Raw genomic sequence first — 22,759 nt, 5'->3', positions numbered from 1 at the left:
CTGCTACTTTCAGTGAGTCTTGGACGTCGTGCACAAGTATTGTTCATAACTACGACGAGCCTGTGAATGGAAGGTACGCTGCCTGCGAAATTAATACTTCTAACAGTACTGTTAATCTAAATACTCGTTGGAGTTCTGATAATTCTTATTACAGTCACATTACGCATTGGTATTACACTTTCTCGGGAACCTGCACTGCGGGTTCTGTCTCTTATGTCACCTTTAGCGGTACGTATAGCTCAGTTTCTGATACACCTACATACTCGAACGCTTTCGGTACTCCTTGTCAATGCGCGTTTGAGCCTCGTGCCTTTTTCGATAGTCCACCAGCTGTAACGGGTCGATGTATTCAAACCGGTCGCTTGTACGGTGATTATGCTTCTGACCCTGCGCCTCCTGTTTCTCCGCCTGTTTCAGATTCTGTCGAGCCGACCTGTCTCGCTCAGGCTTGTCTTGATATCGTCAAGGCCAAGTACTGTGCTACAGATTCTTCCGGTACTCAGGTCTGCACTGATGCTATCGGTGATGATGGCGCGACGCCTAAAAACTGTGCTATCGGCGATGGTATTGCGGTATGTGCTGGCACTCCTGATGCGCCCTTGCCGAATTGGACTCCTGTTCCTGATCCGCTTCAGGATCAGTCTATAAAGCTTGTTGATAACGATGGCAATGTCGTTAACAGTCAGTTGACTTTTTACGATACGACTGGTCAGGGTAATAATTCCGATCCTGGTGATGGAGCTACTACTAGCGGTTCAACTGGTAATGGCGGTAATAATGGAAGTCAGGGTTCAGCTGATCAGAACGGCAAATGTTCTGATGGTTCTACTCCTTCAGCGGGTGGCTGTGCTGCTGGGTACACCGATAATGGTTGCGATGCTCCTCCTACATGTTCCGGTGATCCACTCCTCTGCGCTCAGCTTCGTGAGACTCACGCTCAGCGTTGTGCCTCTGCGAAGGCTCGCGCTGATGCAGCTACCGCTCGTTCCTCGGACGCCGCTTACCTCGATGGTGTTGCTGCCGACGGTGATGGTCCTGAACACTCCCCTGGCGACGCCTGGGTCTCGGGTCAGGTAGGCACGGGCACCTCTGTTGACGTCAACGATGGTGGTACTGGTGATGCTTCTTCAAAGCTTGAGATAAAGCGCTACTGGGGAAGCCGCCATGAATGTCCAGGTGCGCCTGAAGTTCCTGTTCCTGGTCTCACCGAAGCAATGACTTATAGCATGTGCAAGGGCGGTAGCTATCTAGCCGCATTCATTCTTGCTATGGGCTATGTTTTCGGAACACTTGCTTTCGCCGCTACTGTCTCAGGGGATTGATAATGCTGGGTCTGATTAAGCGTTTTCTACCGGCTCTCATTGCCTTACTTGGCAAAATGATGAGTACTAAACTCGGTCGCTGGATCGCTGGCGCTTTGGTTTGGCTTGGCGTCGGTTTTGCTACACAAACGGCCTTTCACTACGCACTCACCGACTGGGTTGCTGACGGTTGGGCTGGTATTCCTGCCGATCTCGCTGCGTGGCTCTCATACCTGAATGTTGATGCTGCTGTTTCTCTGATTCTTTCAGGCTATGTCGCCGGTTGGGCTGTTAAAAATGGCTCGCGTGCTGTCCATCTTGCCGCTAGGGCTTCTACCTCATGATTAAAGTTTTTACGGGCGCTAATGGCGCTGGCAAAACGTTGCGCATGATTTGGTACATGTTGCAGCTTCGTAAGTCTGAGCCAGATCGCCCGATGTTCTACCATGGTATTCACGGTCTAACTATTCCTGGCATCGAGCATCTTGATGACCCTAAGAAATGGATGGACTGTCCCAACGGGTCTGTTATCTTTCTCGATGAAGCCCAGGCTGTTTTCCGTGCCCAGCAGGGAGCCGCTGTCCCTAAGCATCTAACCGAGCTTGAAGAACATCGTCATCGTGGTATCGATTTTTACATGACGACTCAGCATCCGGGTTTTTTGCATACGCATATTCGTAAACTTAATCCCACGCATGAGCATCTTGTTTCGCTCACTAATAATTCTGCTCGTATTTTTAGTTACAACGAAATTAATCAGAATCCAGAAACTAAGCGTTCTGGTGCTGATTTCAAAGTATGGGTTTATCCGAAAGAGATTTTTAGTTGCTATGAATCGGCCACTATGCATACCAAGCGTATTCAGTTTCCGCCTTGGTTAAAAAAGGCGATTATCTTCATTGCCATCGCAGCTATTCTTTTCGGTTATGTTTTTTACGGTGTCAGCAAGGATGTTAAGCATGGCCAGGACGCTCCCTCTGCTGCTGTCTACGCTCCTGGCGCTCGTCCGAAGCCTCTCACTGCCGAGGAATACGTTCACCAGTTCGTTCCGCGTCTTGCTTCTAAGCCTTGGAGTGCCCCTGCTTGGGACGGTCGATCCCCTTCGTCCAGTCCTGAGATCTACTGCATCGAGTTACAAGACGACGATGCTTTGCGATGTTCCTGTGTGACGGAGCAGGGGACTGACTATGATCTTCCTCCCCGTCAGTGTCACCGCATTGCGCTCCACGGCAACTACAACCCGTATCGTGATCCTCCCTCGGAGCAAGACTCTCCCTCTCGGTCGCGCGATCAGTCTCCTGATCGTTCTTCTGATTTTTCCTCGGTGCAGTCTTCTCCGGCAGGCATTCCTGCTCCTCCTCGCGGCTGGGGTGCAAACGAGATTCACGACGCCTACCAGCCGCCCGAATACGGTCACTGGAACGCTGAGAACGCTTTCGGTTCAAGCACGGCTAAATAGGCCCGTCGGGCCTCTGTTATAGACGTCTAAACGCACTCTTCAGACGGTCACGCTTCAACCGACCAGGCGGAAAGGCGGGTAGGGCACTACACGTGCACGTGGTGACCTATCAGGGATTTCCTCCCGCCCACTCGCTTCTTTGACCCAGAGTACGAGCATCCTTGCTGTTTCAGGATTCAGCCTTACTCCGCCTGGACCTTTCAGAAACTGTCCTCTGATGGTCCATCCTTCCCATGGTCCACGCAGGTCGTGTTTGCAGTTCAGGTCGTCTTGCATTCGCTGCGCTATGTCGTACAGCGTCACTACCTGACCGCCTGGGGTTGTGAATCGTTCTTCTTCGGCGTTGTAGTGCCATCCTAGCTTTCTCTGTCTGCGTGCCATGTCGGTGACTTCTCTTTCTCGTCGACGTCTCTACGCAAAATTCGTGCCAACTTCGAACTTTTTGAATCTGCTAGTTAACATAATATACATTATGCGCAATCAAGACTGCTGATGAAAAGCAGCTTGAAGCTGTCGCTCGAGGCGTGCTGAATGGATTCTCGCCTCGCGCGCACCGGCTCCGCGGCATGCGCAAATGCACAGACGTACAAGAGATTCAGCTTGTGATCCCGGGCATGCGCAGATGCCTGAAATTGCGCTAACGTGCAGGCAACAAAAATCGGTGCATGGCACGCCACATGGCGTCCTTCGTGCAGCCGGTTCCATGCCAAGTGAGCGAGGTGTGCATGAGCGAGCGGCCCGGTCCGGCGAACGAAGATCTGTTTGCACGCTGCTTCAACTCCAGTCCGACGGCGCTGCTGCTGATCGAGTTGCGCGCACCGATGTTTCCGATCGTCAACGTCAACAGCGCGGCCGCGACCCTGTTCGGCCGTGAGGCTTCCGCGCTGTGCGGTTCGGCCTGGGAACAGGCATTCGGCTCGGCATCGCCATTCGCGGAAATCCTGCAGGGTCTCCGCGATCGAGTGGCGGTTCCCGAAGCGCTAGGCACCTATACGAGAGATTCCGATCCTCCGTTCTGGTGCCAATTGCGGTTGCGCATCATCTTGTCGCATGACGGCATCGCCACGCATGCGCTGTGCATCGCATCGGATGTCAGCCAGCAGATCGACAACGAGGCATCCCGAAATTATCTGGCGACCTACGACACAGTCTCCGACCTGCCCCGTATCCACGTCTACGAGGAAAATCTTTCCGCCGAATTGGCGCGGGCGATCCATCACTGCTATCGACTGCTGATGTGCTACGTCAATGTCGACCGCTTCGGCGTCATCAACGAGACCTACGGCTTCGATTTCGGCGATCGTCTGATTCACTGCATCGCCGACCGGTTGGCCGAGTGTGCGGGCAGTCGCGAACGGGTGTGCCGCCTGGCCGGCGACGAATTCGTGCTGGCCGTGCCTGATCTCAACTCGGACACCGACCAGTGGGAACTGGCGCAGCGGATGCTGGATGCCCTGAGCGAACCCATCGTGCTGGACGAGATCGGCTTGCGGCTGACGGCCAGTATCGGCGTCGCCTGTTTTCCGGACACCGCCACCAGCGTGCACGAGCTGATGCAACAGGCTTCGGTCGCGGCGCGCGAGGCCAAGCGCGAGAACGGCGGAGACAGCATCCGCGTGTTCAGCAAGGAGCAGCGCGACGAACTGGACGAACGTCTGCGCATCGGCGCGCATCTGCGTAACGTGGTCGAGCGCGACGAGCTCGAACTGCACTATCAACCCGTGATCGATGCCGGCAAGCGCGAGATCGTCGGCATGGAAGCGCTGGTGCGCTGGCGCAGTCCGCAGCTGGGTCTGGTCATGCCCGAGCGCTTCATCTCCCTGGCCGAAGATTTCGGCATGATTGCCGAGCTCGGCCAGTGGGTGCTGCTGCGCGCGTGCACGCAGGCGCGTAGCTGGCTGGATCAGGGCGTGGGCGATTTCATCCTGTCAGTCAACGTTTCCGGCCTGCAGATGCGTGGCCAGCAGCTGGTCGAGGACGTCAATCGCGCGCTCGACAAGTCGCGTCTTCCGGCCCGGCTTTTGGAGCTGGAACTGGCCGAGGACGTGATCATGACCAACGTCGAACACGTCACCGCGGTCATGCGCGAGTTGCGCAAGATCGGCGTGAAGCTGGCGATGGACGATTTCGGCATCGGGCAGTCCAGTCTCGGCCACCTGCAGCGCCTGCCGGTGAATCGCTTGAAGATCGACCGTTCCTTCGTGGCCGCCGTGCCGGATGACGTCAGCGCCGCGCGCATCTCCCGCGCGGTGATCGGTCTGGCCCACGAGTTCGGCTTCACCGTCGTTGCCGAAGGCGTGGAAAAGCCGGTGCAACTGGCTTTTCTGGAGCGCAACGGCTGCGAATTCGTGCAGGGCAACTTCTTCAGCGTGCCGGTGCCGGCGGACGCCATGCTGGCGATGCTGCGTCGACCGGAACTGCGTCCGCGCGAGGAGATGGGCGACGATCAGGGCGGCACGATCCTGCTGGTCGACGACGAGCAGAATGTTTTGCGAGCGCTCGCCCGCCTGCTGCGTCGCGACGGCTACAAGATTTTCACCGCATCGACATTCAAGGATGCTTTCGAGATTCTCGGCACCCAACCGGTGCACGTGGTGGTATCCGATCACCGCATGCCCGACGGCAAGGGCACCGAATTTCTGGGGCGGGTCAAGGAGACCCATCCGCATACCGTGCGCATGATCCTCAGCGGCTATGCGGATCTCGGCGTCGTCACCGAGGCCATCAACGGCGGCGCGGTATATCGCTTTCTGACCAAGCCCTGGAACGACGACGAACTGCGCAAGACACTGCACGAAGCCATGCGCATGGCGCGTCAGGATTCCGCGACGGAAGCGGAGTCCTGACGTTGCACGCGCACAGGTGCGGTCCCGCGGGATTCAATCGCGATCGAATTCGCTCTCATCGAGGAAGATGGCGCCCGTCTCGTCGCGTTCCACGTGCGTGATGCCGGGACTGTCGGCTTCCAGATCGCGCAACGCCTGTTCGTGTTTGGAGATCGTGCTGCGCTGCACGCGCACCACGTCGGCCAGGCGCTTGTTCTCGCGCAGCAGCATGCAGTTGCGCAGCGCCTGCGCCACGCCCATCTGCAGCTCGGTGTCGTTCCACGGCTTGTCGATGAAGCGGAACACCTGCACGTCGTTGATCGCCGCCATCACCGTGGGCAGATCGGCGTGACCGCTGATCACGATGCGCATCGCGTCCGGCTGCAGATCGAGTGACTGGCGCAGGAATTCCATGCCGTTCATCAGCGGCATGCGCAGATCGGAAATCACCAGGTCGTAGCTGCGTTCGCCCAGGCTGGCCAGGGCTTCGTGCGGATCGCTGAAGCCCCGCACGTCGCAGGGGGCGTCCAGCCATTCCGAGGGCATGCGCGCGAGCACGCGGGTCATGGCCTTGACGATCTGTGGCTCGTCGTCGAGCACCAGCAGGCTGTAGGAAGTCATTCGTTCGTTCATGTATTCGCTTCCGCAGTGTGATTCGCCTGACGCAAAGGCAGGGTGATGATGAAGGTCGTGCCCTGCCCGACGACCGAATCCACCTCGATCCGGCCGCCATGCTTCTGGATGATGCCGTAGCTGATGGACAGTCCCAGCCCGGTGCCCTTCCCCACTTCTTTGGTAGTGAAGAACGGCTCGAAGATGCGCTGCTGCGTGGCTGCGTCCATGCCGCTGCCGTTGTCGGAAATCCGCAGCGTCACATGATCGCCGCTGGCTTCGGTGTGTATCTCGATGGCGCCGTCGGCGTCGACGGCCTGGGTGGCGTTGACGAGGATGTTCATCAACACCTGATTCAGCTCGGTCGGATTGCATTCGATCAGCGGAAGCTGCTGGAAATAGGTCGCGAAACGGATACGTCCCCCGCCCAGACTGCGCACGATGTCGAGCGTGGTTTCGATGGCGCGATGCACGTCGAACAGGCGGAACGACTCGGTCGGATCCAGACGCGAGAAATCGCGCAGGTTCTGCACGATCTGGCGGATGCGCTCGACGCCTTCGCGTGACTCTTCCAGCAACGCCGGCAGGTCCTCGGCGATCATCTGGTAATCGGCGGCCTGCTTGCGCATGTCCAGCGCTTCCAGGCGTTGCTGCGGAGTCATCTCGCCGTCGCGGACCAACTGGTCGCTCAATTCGAGAATGCCGAACAGCTTGTTGAGATAGTCGCGCAGCGTGCCCAGATTCGACTGCACGTAGCAGATCGGATTGTTGATCTCATGAGCCATGCCGGCAGCGAGTTGTCCGACCGTGGCCAGTTTCTCGGCGTGAATCAGGCTCTGCTGTTCGCTCGCGGACTTGCCTTCGAGCGCGCCGGCGCGATCCTCGCGCTCCTCGTTGCGGGCGGGTCGCAACGTGACGCTGACGTGTCCGTACTCGCCGGCCACTCGCCACTGGCGCACCACGCCGAGCGTGCGTCCTTCTTCCGTCGCGCAGTCGAAGCGATCCTCGCAGTCTTTCGGGCCGTCGGGATCGGCGGCCATCGGCGAGGCCGCGATCAATCCCAGCAGCCCTTGTTCGACGTCGCTGTGAATGACTCCCGCGAGTCGGCGCGCAGGGCCGTTGGCAAAACAGGGGGTGCCGTCCGATTCCAGCACGATCACGGCCACGGGCAGCGAATCGAGCACGGCCGTCGCTCCGCTGAGGTCGATGTCGCCACCGTGAACGACCTCCGGGCGCATCGACATTTCGTTGCTTGTCTTCATGGCCATCGAACCTTCCCGGTATGCTTTACGCGCGTCGGCTTCCTGGCCGGCGAAATGTTCGCGTACGACGATGAACTTCGGACAAGCCAAAGACTATCAGAGGCTTGCGGGATGTACAGCCTTTCTTCCGCACCGATACATGTGGTTTTCACGGGCCGTAACCGTGCCTCGGCCTGCCCGCGAGCCGATAGCGTCGTCACCATGCGTTGTCCCCTGTCTTGCCGCCTGTCCGGCTGGAAGACCGCTTCAGAAAAGCCCATGCGGCCGCGTCGATCACTGTGCTCTCAGGCGTACGAATTCGCCTGCATGATGCGCAGTGGAAACGATTTCATGTGTGACGGCGATCACGCATCGGCAGGACGCGCGGTAGGACGGCTCGAAGGTTATTCCGTGGACGAAGCCGCGTTGTCGTTCCAGCACTGCAGCGCGGCCGGCCAAGGGCGGTAGACCGTGGTTCCGGAAGCATCGTGGGTGACGTAGTACAGGCGCTGGCCGTAACAGCGGATGCGATGCTGGCGACGCGCGACGTCGACCTCGCAACGCCAGCGCTGCATGTCGTCCGTCGTGCTGCTGCAGCTGGGGAAGTCGCTGGCCGAGGGCGGCGGCGCATGAATCGAGGGCATCGGCATCGGCGGCTCGACGCGACTGGCCTCGCGCGCGCGATACACTGTCAAGCCGGCCAGAGCCAACGCAGCCACGCCGACCACGGCGATCACGCCATCCAATGCTTTCATGTTCGACGCCACTGCTCGCGTTGCTTCGGGGACCGCATCATACGTCACCGACCGTTCGGCAGCCGGAAGCGCGCGTGGCCGCAACGCAGGCAAAAAAAAACCGCCCCACAAGGCTGGCGCTACAGCTACGAATCGGGGGGAGGAGGAGGACCGAAGCTGTATATGGTTGCGCCGCTTGTGAGGCGGATACTCGCCGTCCAGGGGGGGAGGGGAACGGCGAGATGGGTGCATCTTAGGCTTGCGCTTACTTTCATTCAAATATATTTTTCGGCTGTAACAAATATGGAAAAACTATATGTTTAACCTGCGCCAGTTGCGCTACTTCGTGGCGGTCGCCGAATCGCTGAGTTTCACGCGCGCCGCCCAGAGCCTGCATATCTCCCAGCCGCCGCTGTCCCAGCAGATCCGTGCGCTGGAGGAAGACCTCGGCGTGCGCCTGCTGGACCGCACCAAGCGGCGCGTACGACTGACCGAGCCCGGTCGCCTGTTTCTGGAAGAAGCGCGCAAGCTGCTGGCGCAGGCCGAGAGCGCCCGCGTCACCGTCACCCATGCCGCCGCGGGCTATGGCGGACGTCTGCGGCTGGGCTATCCGGTATCGGTGGCGTTTCACCCCGCCCTGCCTCGCACGCTATTGGAATATGCGCAGGTGGCGCCGACCGTGCAGGTCGAACTGAGCGAGATGTACACCGGCGCACAGTACGAATCGCTGCTGGCCAACCAGATCGACATCGGCTTCGTGCGCGCGCATCCGGCCAAGAGCCTGCGCGGCCGCGATCGCCTGCTGATCCGCGAACTCGATCGCGAGCGCATGCTGCTGGCGTTGCCGTCCGCGCATCCACTGGCCAAGAAGGAACGCATCGCCCTGCGCGAACTGGCCGACACGCCGTTCGTGGCCCAGCCGGGCCGCTACGGCACCACGCTCTACGATGCACTGATGACGCTGACCGCACGCGCCGGCTTCCATCCGGCCATCGTGCAGGAGGCGCAGCAGGTCACCGGCCTGCTGGCGCTGGTCTCCGCCGGCATCGGCGCGGCACTGGTGCCAGCGTCGCTGCGGGCGGTCAAACTCACGCATGTGCGCCTGCTCGAACTGCTCGACCCGGATGCCTTCCTCATGCTCGGACTGGCTACCCGCAAGGACGACAACGGCCCGGTGCTGCAGCGTTTTCTCGGCGTGGTCGATCGGCTGCAGGAAGGCGCGGGCGACCTGGCCGAGGACTGACGGTGCCCGTGAAACAAGGGCTTGCCATGCTTCGGGAGTATCGTTACAATTGCGGGCTTGTCATCCGCGTTAAGCATATTTCGGGAGTTTGCCGTGAAGGTTCTGTCCTCGCTCAAGTCTGCCAAGCAGCGCCACCGCGACTGCAAGGTCGTGCGTCGTCGCGGCAAGGTGTTCGTGATCTGCAAGAGCAACCCGCGTTTCAAGGCGCGTCAGCGCTGATCGCGGCTTGGCTGCATGCACAGAAAAAGGGTCGCTGCGGCGGCCCTTTTTCATGCCCGCAAGCCGATGTGTTCGGTGTCATGAAAACCGCGTCGCGCGATGGATAAGGCGCGGTACATCTGCTACAACATGAACGTTGGCGCCAAGGCGCATTCGTGCGGAGTTTCCTTCATGTCCAAGCCTCTCGTTTCCCTGCCCGCGCTGGCCCTGGCCCTGGCGTTCGGTGCAGCCATCGGCGCGCCCGCGCATGCCGACAATCTGCTGGTCCACCGCGTGCAGAAAGAACACGCCATGAACATGCCCACGCGCGGCATGACGATGGCGCAGGTCGAGCGCAAGTTCGGCGCACCGCAGCGCAAGCTGGGCGCCCGCGGTGGCGACGCCCCCAAGCATCCCGTGATCCATCGCTGGGAATATCCGGGCTACATCGTCTACTTCGAGCGCAACCACGTGATCCACAGCGTGCTGAACACGCCGGCCGGCAACAACACCCATCCGCAAGACGCGCACTGACCGATCCATGAATCTGCCCCGCACTGCCCTGCCCGCGGAATGGGAACCGCAGGCAGCGATCCTCATCGCCTGGCCACATGCCGATACCGACTGGGCGCCGCGCCTGAGTCAGGTCGAGCGTACCTATGTGGCGCTCGCCGCTGCCATCGCCCGCTTCCAGACGGCGGTGATCTGCGTGGCCGATGCCGAGCTGGAGCAGGATGTGTGTCGTCAGCTCGATAGCGCCGGCGTCGACCTGGATCGCGTGCGTTTCGTGCAGCGCGCCTACGACGACACCTGGCTGCGCGACTCCGGTCCGATCACCCTGCGCACCGCGGACGGCTTCCGGCTGCTGGATTTCCGCTTCACCGGCTGGGGCGGCAAGTTCGAGGCTTCGCGCGATGACGAGCTGGTCGCTGGCCTGGTTCGCGACGGCGTGTTCGTCGATGCCGAGCACCGCCGCATCGACTGGGCGCTGGAAGGCGGCGCGATCGAGAGCGACGGCCACGGCACCATCCTCACCACCTGGCGCTGCCTGCATCAGCGGCACCCGGACAGCTCGCGCGAGGCCATCGAGGCCACGCTGCGCGACGCGCTCGCCGCGGACCGCGTGCTGTGGCTGGACCACGGCTACCTGCAGGGCGACGATACCGACGCGCACATCGACACGCTCGCGCGCTTCGCGCCCAACGACGCCATCGTCTATCAACAGTGCGACGACGTGTCCGACCCGCATCACGCCGAACTCGAGCGCATGCGTCGCGAACTGGAAGCCCTGCGTACGCGCGACGGCCATGCCTACCGCCTGCACCCGCTGCCCTGGGCCGCGCCGGTGGTGGACGAAGGTCGCCGTCTGGCGGCTTCCTACGCCAATTATCTGGTGCTCAACGACGCCGTGCTGGCGCCCGCCTACGACGACCCGTCGGATGACGTCGCGGCGGCCGTGCTGGCGGCGGCGCATCCGGATCGACGTGTCGTGCAGATTCCTTGCCGTCCGCTGATCTGGCAGAACGGCAGCCTGCATTGCGTGACCATGCAGCTGCCTGCCGGCTTGCTGTCGACCTCCTGAGCGGATGGCGGAGATGACGTTGATCCGGCTACCGATGTCGATGGCGCGACACCTGATGACTGTCATCCTGCTGGTTTCGATGGCCGCCTCGGTGCAGGCGGCCTCGGCCTTCAGGCTGCAGGTCGATGCCGGCGACGGTCACGGCCATGTGCGCAAGGTCTTCGTGTATCCGGATTGCGGCGGCGACAATCGTTCGCCGCGCATCCACTGGTCGCACGCGCCTGCCGGAACCCGCAGTTTCGCGCTGACGGTATTCGACCCGGACGCCAACCACGGCGCGGGCTGGTGGCACTGGGTCGTCATCGACCTGCCCGCGGGCACGCACACGCTCGCCGAGAATGCACCGTTGCCGACACCGGCGCGCAGTCTGCGCAACGACTTCGGACAGCGCGGCTGGGGCGGTCCCTGCCCGCCGGCCGGCGATCCGCCGCACCACTATGTCTTCACGCTGTACGCCCTCGACGTCGCTCGCCTGGCGCTGCCAGCCGATGCTTCGCCGGCTTCCGCGATGGCGTCCGTGCGTGCGCATGAACGGGCGCAGGCTCGGACGACCTTCGTCTACGGACGCTGAACGCGCCGGCCACAGCGCATGTCCCGCTGCGTCATCGCAGCTACACTTGACGACGGTCTTCACCGCTCCAGGAAAACGCATGGCACGCATGCTGAAAACCGCGCTGCTGCAGGAAACCGATCGAGGCAGCCGCGACGCCAACCTCGACGCCATCGAAGCCGGTCTGCGCGACGCAGCTGCACAGGGCGCGCACCTGGTGCTGCTGCAGGAACTGCACAACGGTCCGTACTTCTGTCAGAGCGAAGACGTCGACGTCTTCGACCGCGCCGAACCGATCCCCGGACCGAGCACGGAGCGCCTCGGCGCCCTCGCGGCCGAGCTGGGGCTGGTCGTGGTCGCTTCGCTGTTCGAGCGCCGCGCCGCGGGTCTGTACCACAACACCGCCGTGGTCTTCGATCGCGACAAGGGCATGGTCGGGCGCTACCGCAAGATGCACATTCCCGACGATCCGGGTTTCTACGAGAAGTTCTATTTCACGCCGGGCGATCTCGGCTTCGAGCCGATCGATACCTCGGTCGGTCGACTGGGCGTGCTGGTGTGCTGGGATCAATGGTATCCGGAGGCTGCGCGGCTGATGGCGCTGGCCGGGGCCGAACTGCTGCTCTACCCGACCGCGATCGGCTGGGATCCGGCCGACGACGACACGGAAAAAGCGCGCCAGCGCGAAGCCTGGATCACCGTGCAGCGCGGTCATGCGGTGGCCAACGGATTGCCCCTGCTGGCCTGCAACCGCACCGGCTTCGAGCCGGATCCGAACGGCGAAGGCCGCGGCATCCGGTTCTGGGGATCGAGCTTCGTGGCCGGTCCGCAGGGCGAGTTCCTGGCCCAGGCCGGCAACGACGAGCGCGAACTGCTGATCGCCGAGATCGACATGGCGCGCAGCGAGAACGTGCGTCGCATCTGGCCGTTCCTGCGCGATCGCCGCATCGACGCCTACGACGACCTGCGCAAGCGCTTCCGCGACTGAACCGGCGTTTCAACGCGTCTTCGCGCGGCTTGTCCTGCAGGCAGGCCGCCCCCATGCTCGAACCGTTGCCTGCCTGAAACGAGTCCATGAACGAGACTGTCGCTCCCCTCACCGAGAACGAAATCCCCGACGCACTCGATGGCCAGCCCATCGAGCGCGTCGTGCGCGACGGCGTCGAGTACGTCATCCTCGGCACCGCGCACGTCTCGCGGGCCAGCGTGGCGGCGGTCGAGGCGCTGTGCGAACGCGAGCCGTTCGACGCCATCGCCGTCGAGCTGTGCGACAGCCGCGCACGCAGCATGCGCGATCCGGACGCCTTCAAGCGCATGGACCTGTTCCAGGTCATCCGTCAAGGCAAGACCGGCATGGTCGCCGCCAGCCTGGTGCTGGGTTCGTTCCAGAAGCGCCTCGCCGAGCAGTACGGCATCGAGTCCGGCGCGGAGATGAAGGCGGCCATGCAGTCCGCCGACCGCGACGGCCGCGCGCTGTGGACCATCGACCGCGACGTCGGCCTGACGCTCAAACGCGCCTGGCGCTCGCTCGGCTTCCGCGAGAAGTTCGGCGTGCTGTCCAGTCTGGTCGGCAGCCTGTTCGAGCGCGAAGACATCGCCGAGGAAGAGATCGAGAAGCTGAAGTCCGGCGACATGCTGGAAGGCGCGTTCAGCGAGTTCGCGAAATCCTCCGAGGGTCTCTACAACGGTCTGATCGCCGAGCGCGATGCCTTCATGGCCGCGCGCCTACGCGAGCAGGCCGCCCGCTCGCCGGACGTGCGCAAGGTGCTGGTCGTGATCGGCGCCGGCCACCTCAAGGGCTTGTGCACGCATCTGGCCGAACAGGACGCCGACCCGAGCCTGCGCATCGCCGAACTCGAACGCATGCCGCCGGCCGCGCGCTGGCCGCGCTACCTCGGCTTCGGCCTGGTGCTGGCGATCTTCATCGCCATCGGCTTCGCCTTCCATCGCAGCACCGCGCTGGGCACCGACGCCCTGCTGACCTGGGTGCTGTGCACGGGCATCCTTGGCGCGACCGGCGCCCTGGTCGCCGGCGGCCATCCGCTGAGCATCGTGGCCTCGTTCATCGCCGCGCCGCTGAAGCCGATCCGCATGGCCATCCCGGCCGGCGCCATCGGCGCGCTGACCGAAGTGTGGCTGCGCAAGCCGCAGGTCAGCGACTTCGAGACCATGCGCGACGACATCGGCCACTGGCGCGGCTGGTGGCGCAATCGCGTGGTGCGGGTGTTCCTGCTGTTCACCCTGGTCAACATCGGCACCATCATCGGCGAGTACGTCGCTGGCGTGCACATTCTGCACAGTCTGCTCTGAGGTCATCCGCGCTTCCCCGACATCGTGCGCGCGGCGCAGGGCATGCTTGTCCGCACCCCGTGTGTACACGCTATACTGCGCGCTTCGCCTAACTATCAACCGGCCCGCTGGGCCGCAGACAGCTGGATGACCTTGATGACGCGACTGCCTCTGCTCGCCCTCGTCGCCGCAGCGTCGGTGCTGGGCCTCAACACCGCTCACGCGGCCGATGCCACCCAGGGCAATGCAGCCCGCGGCAAGACCCTGGTCTACACCTGTGCCGGCTGCCACGGCATCCCCGGTTACGAAAACGCCTACCCGAACTATCGGGTGCCGAAGATTGCCGGTCAGCACGAGCAGTACATCATCGACGCCCTTCACGCCTATCGCGACGGTGATCGCAGTCATCCGACCATGCATGCGCAGGCCAGCAGCCTGAGTGAGCAGGACATCCACGACATTGCCGCCTACCTGTCGAGCCTGGCGAAGTAAGCCGCAACGGAGCGAGAACACCGCATGAAGAGCGTGATCACCTTTTCCCTGTTCGCCGCCGCCCTGATGCTGGGCGCGACCGCCGCGCACGCCGACGGCAATGCCGCCGCCGGCATGAAGAAGGCCACGGCCTGTTTCGCCTGTCACGGCAAGGACGGCGAGGCCATCGCGCCGAACTACCCGCGCCTGGCCGGCCAGTACCAGAACTACATGGAACAGGCGCTGCACGAGTACAAGAGCGGTCAGCGCAACAACGCGATCATGAAGGGCATGGCCGCGCCGCTGTCCGAGCAGGACATCAAGGACATCACGGCCTACTTCTCGTCGCTGCCGAGCCAGCTCAGCACCCTGAAGTACCACATCCAGGGCGCCAACGAGATGGGCGCGAGCAACTGACGTCGCGACCGAACGATCCCGCAAAAAACCCGGCCTGCGCCGGGTTTTTTGTTGCCTTGTTGCGGAAGACTCCGGAAGAACTCAGGACACCGCCGAAGCGCCCTGCTTCCCCTCGTAGAACGGATGCTGTCCGCTGCTGTGATCGGTGGCGTCGCGCACCGCGGTGATTTCCGGTACCTGCTGGCGCAGTGTCTTCTCGATGCCCTGCTTCAGCGTCACGTCGGCCATGCCGCAGCCATGGCAGCCGCCGCCGAACTGCAGCACCACCACGCCGTCGGCGGTCACTTCCAGCAGACTGACGCGCCCGCCGTGCGAGGCGATCTGCGGATTGATGGTGGCCTCGATCACGTAGCGCACGCGTTCGACGATACCGGCTTCCACGCCCGGCACTTCACCCTTGATCTTCGGCGCACGGATGTTGAGCAGGCCGCCGGTGGCGTTCGGCTCGAAGTCGATGGAGGCGCCTTCCAGCCACGACACGCTGTCGCCGTCGACGTGGATCTCGAAGCCGTGGCATTCGATCGTCCATTCGTTGCCCTGCAATTCGTCGCGCTCGCAGAATTCCAGTTCGCAATTGGCGGCCGGCGTGCCGCCCTGCGCCACGTGCAGACGGATGCCGAGGCCGTCGATTTGCTGCTGGGCGATCAGCTTGCGGAAGTGATCCTGGGCGCGTTCGGAAATCTCGATCATGCGTTTTCCACGCGGCGCGGAGCCGCTTGTTTGAATCAGCACCATTTTAGTACGAATTAGGCGTCGCGTCTGCGTCTTTGACAATCGCAGGCGGACCGCCGACGCTTCACGCCTTTGCCCCGAAGGAGAACCGGCATGAACTTCCATGAACTCGCCGCGGCGCACTGCCAGCCGCAGAAAGGCCACACGGCACTGGATGCCGACGCGATCGACGCGTTGCTCGCCGAGGTGCCGGGCTGGTCGCGCAGCGCCGACGGCAAGGCCATCCTCAAGGACTTCCGCTTCCCCGATTTTCGCCACACGCTGGGCTTCATCAACGCCGTCGGCTTCATGGCCAATCAGGAGGACCACCACCCGGACCTCGAAGCCGGCTACGGCCATTGCCAGGTGCTGTGGTCGACCCACGACGTCGACGGATTGTCGCTGAACGACTTCATCTGCGCCGCCCGCGTCGAGGCGTTGTTGCGCTGAATCAGTATTTTCCGCGTCGATGCCGGGCGGCGACGCGCGCCGGCATCGCATCCAGCACTTCGCGAAGATCGTCCGGCAGCGGCGCGGAGAAGCTGTAGGCGCGACCGTCCAGCTCGAACTCGAAATGTGCGGCATGCAGGAACAGCCGCTTCAGGCCAAAGGCCTTGAAGCGCTGGTTGGCGTCCTTGTCGCCGTACTTCGGGTCGCCCGCCAGCGGATGCCCGGCGTGCGCCGCGTGCACGCGGATCTGGTGCGTGCGGCCGGTATCCAGCGTCACCTGCATCAGACTGGCGTCTGCATAGTGCTCGACTTCGCGGAAGAAGGTCAGCGCCGGCTTGCCGTCCTCGGCCACGCGCACCATGCGCTCCCCGCCCTGCAGCGCGAATTTGCGCAGCGGCGCGTTGACGTCGAACTTGGCGCGCGACGGCCGACCGCTCAGCAAGGCCAAATACTGCTTGGTGGTGCGCCCCTCACGAATCAGCGCCTGCAGCCCGGTCAGGCCGGCGCGGCTGCGCGCCAGCACCAGCACGCCGCTGGTGTCGCGATCCAGGCGATGCACCAGTTCGATGGACTCGTTCGGACGCGCCGCGCGCAGCAACTCGATGACGCCGAAATCCACCCCGCTGCCGCCGTGGCTGGCGACGCCCGTCGGCTTGTCGATGGCGAGAAAATGCTTGTCCTCGAAGATCACCCGCTCGTTCAGCTCCTGCGCCCGGCTCTCGGGCGGCGTGCCGGCGCCGCGTTCGGCCGTGCGTACTGGCGGCACGCGCAGCGTATCGCCCTTGCTGAGACGCGTGTCCGGTTTCACCCGCTTGCCGTTGACGCGGACCTGCCCCTTGCGCACCAGACGGTAGATCAGGCTGCGCGGCACGCCCTTCAGCAGAGCGCTCAAGGCGTTATCGACGCGCTGGCCGTCCCGATCGTCGCCGATTTCCACGTTTTGCACGCCGTTGGGGCGATCGGATGGGCTTGCCGTATGCATTGCTAAGTTCCAGATTCAAAAGCTATACTGCCGACGCGTTGGATCGGTCCGGAAGCCGTTTTCCGGTTCCGGCGAGCGTCCGTCACGGCGGTGAAATCTGCCCCGGTCGCGTCCCTTAAGGGCGATCGACGGCTTGTTCCCGTCATCGTAACGGTTCGACTCGTGGTTTGTCCCCGCTTGCGGTGCTGGCAACCCCCGCGCAAGGCCCCATGTATCACTTCGGAGCACCGGACACGCTTCGAACCCATCACGCACCTCGCAGAGGCGCGATCCCCGGCAGGCCGCCTGATGGCGCCGCCGCGGCGCGCGGCCCCGCGAGATGCCAAGGAACCACTACAAATGAAACGCATGTTGATCAACGCAACTCAGCGTGAAGAGTTGCGCGTGGCCATCGTCGATGGCCAGAACCTGTACGACCTCGACATCGAAATCCCTTCCCGCGAGCAGAAAAAGGCCAACATCTACAAGGGCCGCATCACTCGCGTCGAACCCTCGCTCGAAGCCTGCTTCATCGACTACGGCGCCGAACGCCACGGCTTCCTGCCGCTGAAGGAAGTCGCCCGCGAGTACTTCCCCGACGGCGCCGACCCGCACAAGAGCGGCATCCGCAATCTGCTGAAGGAAGGTCAGGAGCTGGTCGTCCAGGTCGAGAAGGAAGAGCGCGGCAACAAGGGCGCGGCCCTGACCACCTACATCAGCCTGGCCGGCCGGTACATGGTGCTGATGCCCAACAACCCGAAGGCCGGCGGCGTCTCGCGCCGCATCGAGGGCGAGGATCGCGCCGCGCTGAAGGAAGCGCTGGAGCATCTGGAAGTTCCCGACTCCATGGGCCTGATCGTGCGCACCGCCGGCATGGGCCGCAGCGCCGAAGAACTGCAGTGGGACCTGGATTACCTGCTGCAGCTGTGGAAGGCCGTCTCCGGCGCCGCCGAGTCGAAGAAAGCGCCGTTCCTGATCTACCAGGAATCGCGCCTGTTCATCCGCGCCCTGCGCGACTACCTGCGCGGCGACATCGGCGAGATCCTCATCGACGAACCGGCGATGTACGACGAAGCCCACGAGTTCATGCAGCAGGTCATGCCGAACTCGCTGCGCAAGCTCAAGCTGTACCAGGACACCACGCCGCTGTTCTCGCGCTTCCAGATCGAGACGCAGATCGAGAGCGCCTTCGATCGCACGGTGCGCCTGCCGTCCGGCGGTTCCATCGTGATCGACCCGACCGAGGCGCTGACCTCGATCGACATCAACTCGGCGCGCGCCACCAAGGGCAGCGACATCGAGGAAACCGCGTTCAACACGAACTGCGAAGCGGCGGTCGAGATCGCCCGCCAGCTGCGCATTCGCGATGCCGGCGGCCTGATCGTGATCGATTTCATCGACATGGACAGCCCCAAGCATCAGCGCGAGGTCGAGGACACGCTGAAAGACGCCCTGAAGCTGGACCGCGCCCGCGTGCAGGTCGGCCGCATCTCGCGCTTCGGCCTGCTGGAGATGTCGCGTCAGCGTCTGCGCCCGAGCCTGGGCGAATCGACCAAGATCGTCTGCCCGCGCTGCGACGGCCACGGCCATATCCGCAGCGTCGAGTCGCTGTCGCTGTCCGCGCTGCGTCTGGTCGAAGAGCACGCGATGAAGGAAAACACCGGCCAGGTGCTGATCCAGGCGCCGACGGCGGTGGCCAACTTCCTGCTCAACGAGAAGCGCGCCGGCGTGGTCGAGATCGAGATGCGCCACAAGGTCCACGTGGTGGTCGTCGCCGACGACAAGCTGCGCACCCCGCATCTGGAAATCACCCGCATTCGCGAAGTCGACATGGGCGAGCACACCAAGCCCAGCTATGCGCGTCTGACCGAGGTCGAGGCCGAGCCTCTGCGCAAGATGGGCCAGACCCTGGGCAGCACCGAGGAGCCGCTGGTCAACCGCATCGTGCATGCCACGCCGGCGCCGACGCCGGTCGCGCAGGAAGTCGAGGCCACGCGCCCCGAGGCGACGCCTGTCGTGGCCCGTCCGGGTCTGTTCAAGCGCCTGTTCGGCTTCCTTTCGGCCGGCGATGCCGCTGCGGAAGGCAGCGAAGCCAAGAACACCAAGAAGCGCGCCGACGATGCGCGTCGCGACCGCAGCAAGAGCAGCGACGAGCGCAAGAGCGGCGGCGATGCGCGTCGCGGCGGCAGCAGCAATGAACGCCGCAGCGCTTCGTCCTCGCGCAGCACCCGTTCGCAGCGCAGCGACAACACCGCGCGCGGCGAGAAAGGTTCGCGCTCGAGCCGCGGCGGCAAGACCGGCTCCGGCCGCGGCAGCCGCGCCAGCACCGGCGAGGCCAAGTCGCCGACGCGCATGAACGCGGAACCCTCCTCGCGCCTGAATCGTGGCGAGGAGAAGTCGAACGACGCCAAGCCGGCCGAGGAGAACGCCAAGCGCTCGCCGCAGGCTGCGCCGTCGACCGCTCCTGCATCGACGCCCACGCCCAAGCAGGAATCCACGCCGAAGCAGGAAGCCAGCGCGAATCCGCGCAGCGAAGACCATCAGGCTTCGGGTGACGACGCCAAGAGCAGCAGCCAGCGCCGTCGTCGCGGCCGTCGCGGCGGTCGTCGCCGTCGGCGTAACGCTGGCGAGAACACGCCGGATACGGCAAGCGCACCGAACAACGGCAACGGCGCGTCTTCCGAGTCGACGTCTGCGTCGGAGCCGAAGGCCGAAGTCAAATCCGAGACTAAGGCGGAGCCGAAGACCATCTCCGGTGATCGCCCTACCCGTGCGAAGACGGCGGACGCGACGCCGGCCAAGCCGGTGCCGTCGCACGATGCCGATCAGGCTTCCACGTCGGCGGCGCCCAAGCCTGCCGTGGCTGTGCCGTCGAACAACGACGCCAAGCCACCGGTCGCCTCGCCGTCTGCCGAAACCGTGAAGCGTGAGTCCGCGCCTGCGCCGACGGCATCGAAGACCCCTACGGCATCCGCGCCGCAAGCTGCGCCGACGTCCACGCCGTCTCCGGTCGCTTCGTCTTCGACGGAGGCTCCCCAGCCGGTCGCGCCCAAGGCCGAGACCAACTCCGCCGCTGCGGCTCCGACGGCCAAGCCCGTGACTGCGCCGGCCGAGGCTGCGCCACGCGCGCCTTCGACGCCGGCTCCGCCGGCTGCGCCGAGCGTGAAGCCCGCGTCTGCACCGGCACCGGTGGTTCCGACAGTGCCCACGGCGACTCCGGCTTCGCAGCCAACGCCCGCACCGGCCGCCGTGCGTCCGGTGAACACGCAGCCTCCATCGGCCCCTGCTCCGGCCGCTGCAACGCCGACGCCGCGTCCGGTCGAGCCACGCGCGAACGATGCGTCGCCGTCCAAGCCTACCGATGCGCCCAAGCCCGCGCCTGCGTCGTCATTGACGACCGAAACGCCCCGTCCGGCCACGGCGCCTTCCGCTGCGCAGACGTCGCGCACGGCAAGTGCCCATGCAGCGCCGTCGACCACCACCGCATCGACGCCGGCGGCACCGCCTGCCGTGCAGGCACCGGCACCGGTTGCACCGCCGAAGTCGAGTGAAACGGCCGCTCCGGTCGCACCCAAGACGCCGTCGCAGGAGCGCATGCCGTTCCCGCCGCCGTTCCAGGAGCGGTCGCCGGCGCAGCGCCCCGCGTCTGCCCCCGTGCAGAAGCCCGACAGTAGCGCTGGGGAGAAGCCTGCCTCCGTTCCGACTAGCGGGTCCGAAAGCAGCGACTAAGGCGGTCCACCCGCTCTTCAAGGAAACCCCGGCATGCTCGACATGTCGGGGTTTTTCTTTTTCTTCAGTAGGTTATGGGTTCTTCTTGCCGAAGAGTCTGCATGCGCGATGACGTATGCCATCGATGACCGAACCCGCGTCCTGCCAACGGGATGGCCGCATGGACGGAAACTGAACAGACAGCTCCCTCAATTGGACATCCAAACGGCACTGGAGTATCAAGAACCTCAACATCTCCGAATGGATCGCCCGGTGCATCCATTCGGAGAAACGACACGTAACTGCATGACAACGCCTGGATGCGGACTGGCATTCGCCGCACCCGGCTCAAGGATTGACGTTCAGGCCCGTCAAAGGGCGGAACCGACTAGCTCCCCACGCGAGGGGGCGGCCGCGCATTGGGTAGTTCCGGACAGGGGGACTGACATTCGTGGAGGGAGTCATGAACGATGCACGTGTACGCGTATTCATTCGCAAGACCATTCTGATCTCGAGCCTGGCGGCAGCCGGGCTGTCGCTGGCCGCCTGCAGCGGTTCGAGCAACGTCCGCAGCGGGTTCGGCGGCACCGGTTCGAGCGTTTCCGGATCGGGCGGCGGTTCGAGCAGCGGGAGCGGTTCGGACGGCGGCTCGGGAACGGGTTCCGGTACGGGAACGGGTTCCGGTACGGGAACAGGTTCCGGCACAGGAACGGGTTCCGGTACGGGCACCGGTTCCGGTTCCGGTGGCGATGGTTCGGGGACGGGTGGAGGCAGCACCGGTAGCGGTTCGCCGACGCCCGCGGGTGCGCTCGGTGCCGTGGCCACCGGTATCGGCGACGTGTTGGTCGCGACGGGCGGAGCCGTCGGCGGCATCGGCATGCAACTGCCCAACCAGATGCTGCTCGGCGGTGACAACGCCTTGAGCGAATCGCTGGCAGGCACAGTCAGCGACAGCGGCCATCTGATCGCGGACCTGGGCGACGGCATCTCGGACGGTCTTGGTCAGACCGGGAACATCGACGATCCGGCCAGCACCACGGTGCAGAGTCTGAGTACCGTGGTCGAGGACTCCGGCGGCATCGTGCAGGATCTCGGCACGACCGTCGACAGCATCGGCGCCTTCCAGGGCTCGCCGATCGAGCCGATCACGGCCACGGCCAGCCAGGTGATCACCACCACGGGCGAAAAGCTCGAAGACGGCGGTACCTGGCTCGACGGCACGCTGACGTCCAGCCAGGGTCAGGCCCTGACCGCCCCGCTCGATAACGTGGTGACGGCCATCGGCGGTATCGGCCAGACCAGTGCCGGCGGCGACAACCTGATCGCCTCGACCTCGCTGGCGGTGGGCGACACCACGTCCGGGCTCGGTGACGGCGTGAGCGGTCTGGGACAGCAACTCGGCGACACCTCGCTGCTGGGCGACAGCACCACGACCGCGAACCTGGGCACGACCGTCGACGATCTGGGCGGCTCGATCAGCACGCTGGGCGATGGCATCAGCGGCGGACTGGGCACGTCCGGCGGCGACGGCAATGTCGTGGGCACCACGCTGGATGGCGCCACGGGTGCGGTGTCCGGTCTCGGTACCACGGTCAGCGCTGCGGGCACGACCGTGTCCGATCTCGGTGGCACGCAGACCGCGCTCGCGCCGTTGACGGATACCACCGGAAGCCTGGTCCAGCAGGTCGGAAGCACGGTGACCTCGACCGGCGATGCGCTCGGCACCGCCACCGGCAGCAGCGGGGGACAGACCCTGACGCAGGGCTTGAGTACGGTGGTGAACGGCGTCGCCGACGCGACCGGCGGCAGCCTGGTTGGCGGAACGACGAGCAGCGGAAATCTGCTCGGTGGACTGACTGCCAGCGTGGGCGCCACGTTGGACGCGCAGGCGCAAACCGACACGGGTGCCGACACCTCGACGAGCACCGACGGCAAGCACGGCCTCGTGAGCGGTCTGCTGGGACGCTAGACGCATCGCGCATGATGCGAACCCGCTGCACGGCCGGA

21 protein-coding genes are annotated in these 22,759 nt (G+C 63.9%); 16 read left to right on the top strand and 5 right to left on the bottom strand.

Annotated elements, in window-relative coordinates:
* The first annotated feature begins 362 nt into the window (after positions 1-362).
* The 4 genes from LF63_RS15825 (at position 363) to LF63_RS07930 (ending at position 5,606) form a co-directional block, all read left to right on the top strand.
* Positions 363-1,322, top strand: coding sequence for a hypothetical protein (locus tag LF63_RS15825; protein ID WP_152569284.1), 960 nt, complete (start codon positions 363-365; stop codon positions 1,320-1,322).
* A gap of 2 nt (positions 1,323-1,324) precedes the next feature.
* Positions 1,325-1,645: a DUF2523 family protein gene (locus LF63_RS15535; protein ID WP_081945145.1), complete on the top strand. Its 321-nt coding sequence runs from the start codon at positions 1,325-1,327 to the stop codon at positions 1,643-1,645.
* The gene (locus LF63_RS15530) at positions 1,642-2,760 is read left to right on the top strand and encodes a zonular occludens toxin domain-containing protein (protein ID WP_081945144.1); all 1,119 of its coding nucleotides are present in this window, start codon (positions 1,642-1,644) and stop codon (positions 2,758-2,760) included. The genes LF63_RS15535 and LF63_RS15530 overlap by 4 nt, the downstream gene beginning before the upstream one ends.
* 725 nt (positions 2,761-3,485) lie before the next feature.
* A complete protein-coding gene (locus LF63_RS07930; RefSeq protein ID WP_052394839.1) occupies positions 3,486-5,606 on the top strand; it encodes an EAL domain-containing protein in 2,121 nt (706 codons plus the stop codon).
* A gap of 33 nt (positions 5,607-5,639) precedes the next feature.
* On the opposite strand, the gene LF63_RS07925 is transcribed toward LF63_RS07930, so the two are convergent.
* The 3 genes from LF63_RS07925 to LF63_RS07915 form a co-directional block, all read right to left on the bottom strand.
* Positions 5,640-6,218: a response regulator gene (locus LF63_RS07925; RefSeq protein WP_043100862.1), complete on the bottom strand. Its 579-nt coding sequence runs from the start codon at positions 6,216-6,218 to the stop codon at positions 5,640-5,642.
* Positions 6,215-7,459: a sensor histidine kinase gene (locus tag LF63_RS07920; protein ID WP_161782333.1), complete on the bottom strand. Its 1,245-nt coding sequence runs from the start codon at positions 7,457-7,459 to the stop codon at positions 6,215-6,217. Before LF63_RS07920 ends, LF63_RS07925 begins: the two co-directional genes overlap by 4 nt.
* Positions 7,460-7,842: 383 nt before the next feature.
* Complete coding sequence (locus LF63_RS07915; protein ID WP_043100860.1) at positions 7,843-8,193, bottom strand: hypothetical protein; 351 nt, start codon at positions 8,191-8,193, stop codon at positions 7,843-7,845.
* Between the two features lie 295 nt (positions 8,194-8,488).
* Here LF63_RS07915 and LF63_RS07910 point away from each other — a divergent pair, with 295 nt between their 5' ends.
* The 9 genes from LF63_RS07910 to LF63_RS07870 all read left to right on the top strand — a co-directional run bounded on the left by LF63_RS07910 (position 8,489) and on the right by LF63_RS07870 (position 14,922).
* A complete protein-coding gene (locus LF63_RS07910; protein WP_043100859.1) occupies positions 8,489-9,415 on the top strand; it encodes a LysR family transcriptional regulator in 927 nt (308 codons plus the stop codon).
* Between the two features lie 93 nt (positions 9,416-9,508).
* The gene (gene ykgO, locus LF63_RS07905; RefSeq protein ID WP_008215056.1) at positions 9,509-9,634 is read left to right on the top strand and encodes a type B 50S ribosomal protein L36; all 126 of its coding nucleotides are present in this window, start codon (positions 9,509-9,511) and stop codon (positions 9,632-9,634) included.
* 171 nt (positions 9,635-9,805) lie between these two features.
* Positions 9,806-10,147 carry a hypothetical protein gene (locus LF63_RS07900; protein ID WP_043103445.1) on the top strand — a complete coding sequence of 114 codons (342 nt, stop codon included), beginning with the start codon at positions 9,806-9,808 and terminating at the stop codon, positions 10,145-10,147.
* A gap of 7 nt (positions 10,148-10,154) precedes the next feature.
* A complete protein-coding gene (locus LF63_RS07895; RefSeq protein ID WP_043100855.1) occupies positions 10,155-11,195 on the top strand; it encodes an agmatine deiminase family protein in 1,041 nt (346 codons plus the stop codon).
* A gap of 55 nt (positions 11,196-11,250) precedes the next feature.
* Entirely contained in the window at positions 11,251-11,766 is a 516-nt protein-coding gene (locus tag LF63_RS07890; RefSeq protein WP_221265654.1) for a YbhB/YbcL family Raf kinase inhibitor-like protein, read from the top strand.
* Positions 11,767-11,845: 79 nt separating this feature from the next.
* The gene (locus LF63_RS07885; protein ID WP_043100853.1) at positions 11,846-12,733 is read left to right on the top strand and encodes a carbon-nitrogen hydrolase; all 888 of its coding nucleotides are present in this window, start codon (positions 11,846-11,848) and stop codon (positions 12,731-12,733) included.
* An 86-nt stretch (positions 12,734-12,819) separates the two neighbouring features.
* A complete protein-coding gene (locus LF63_RS07880; RefSeq protein WP_043100851.1) occupies positions 12,820-14,055 on the top strand; it encodes a TraB/GumN family protein in 1,236 nt (411 codons plus the stop codon).
* A 135-nt stretch (positions 14,056-14,190) separates the two neighbouring features.
* Positions 14,191-14,526: a c-type cytochrome gene (locus LF63_RS07875; RefSeq protein WP_043100849.1), complete on the top strand. Its 336-nt coding sequence runs from the start codon at positions 14,191-14,193 to the stop codon at positions 14,524-14,526.
* Between the two features lie 24 nt (positions 14,527-14,550).
* Entirely contained in the window at positions 14,551-14,922 is a 372-nt protein-coding gene (locus tag LF63_RS07870) for a c-type cytochrome (RefSeq protein WP_043100847.1), read from the top strand.
* 81 nt (positions 14,923-15,003) lie between these two features.
* Here LF63_RS07870 and LF63_RS07865 read toward each other — a convergent pair whose 3' ends face one another.
* On the bottom strand, positions 15,004-15,612 hold the full coding sequence (locus LF63_RS07865) for an NfuA family Fe-S biogenesis protein (protein WP_043100845.1): 609 nt from the start codon (positions 15,610-15,612) through the stop codon (positions 15,004-15,006).
* Between the two features lie 135 nt (positions 15,613-15,747).
* On the opposite strand from LF63_RS07865, the gene LF63_RS07860 reads away from it, so the two are divergent.
* The gene (locus LF63_RS07860) at positions 15,748-16,083 is read left to right on the top strand and encodes a 4a-hydroxytetrahydrobiopterin dehydratase (protein ID WP_043100843.1); all 336 of its coding nucleotides are present in this window, start codon (positions 15,748-15,750) and stop codon (positions 16,081-16,083) included.
* Between the two features lies 1 nt (position 16,084).
* On the opposite strand, the gene LF63_RS07855 is transcribed toward LF63_RS07860, so the two are convergent.
* Positions 16,085-17,065 carry an RluA family pseudouridine synthase gene (locus tag LF63_RS07855; protein ID WP_081945142.1) on the bottom strand — a complete coding sequence of 327 codons (981 nt, stop codon included), beginning with the start codon at positions 17,063-17,065 and terminating at the stop codon, positions 16,085-16,087.
* 339 nt (positions 17,066-17,404) lie between these two features.
* Between LF63_RS07855 and LF63_RS07850 the strand changes: the two genes are divergently transcribed.
* On the top strand, positions 17,405-20,773 hold the full coding sequence (locus tag LF63_RS07850) for an Rne/Rng family ribonuclease (RefSeq protein ID WP_081945141.1): 3,369 nt from the start codon (positions 17,405-17,407) through the stop codon (positions 20,771-20,773).
* A 442-nt stretch (positions 20,774-21,215) separates the two neighbouring features.
* Positions 21,216-22,721, top strand: coding sequence for a collagen-like triple helix repeat-containing protein (locus tag LF63_RS07845; protein WP_043100841.1), 1,506 nt, complete (start codon positions 21,216-21,218; stop codon positions 22,719-22,721).
* The last annotated feature ends 38 nt before the right edge of the window (positions 22,722-22,759 follow it).

The organism is Oleiagrimonas soli (genome assembly GCF_000761445.1).
GTDB classification, from domain to species: Bacteria; Pseudomonadota; Gammaproteobacteria; order Xanthomonadales; family Rhodanobacteraceae; genus Oleiagrimonas; species Oleiagrimonas soli.
The sequence above is the reverse complement of the archived record's forward strand: the minus strand, read 5'-3'. Positions and strand labels throughout refer to the sequence as shown.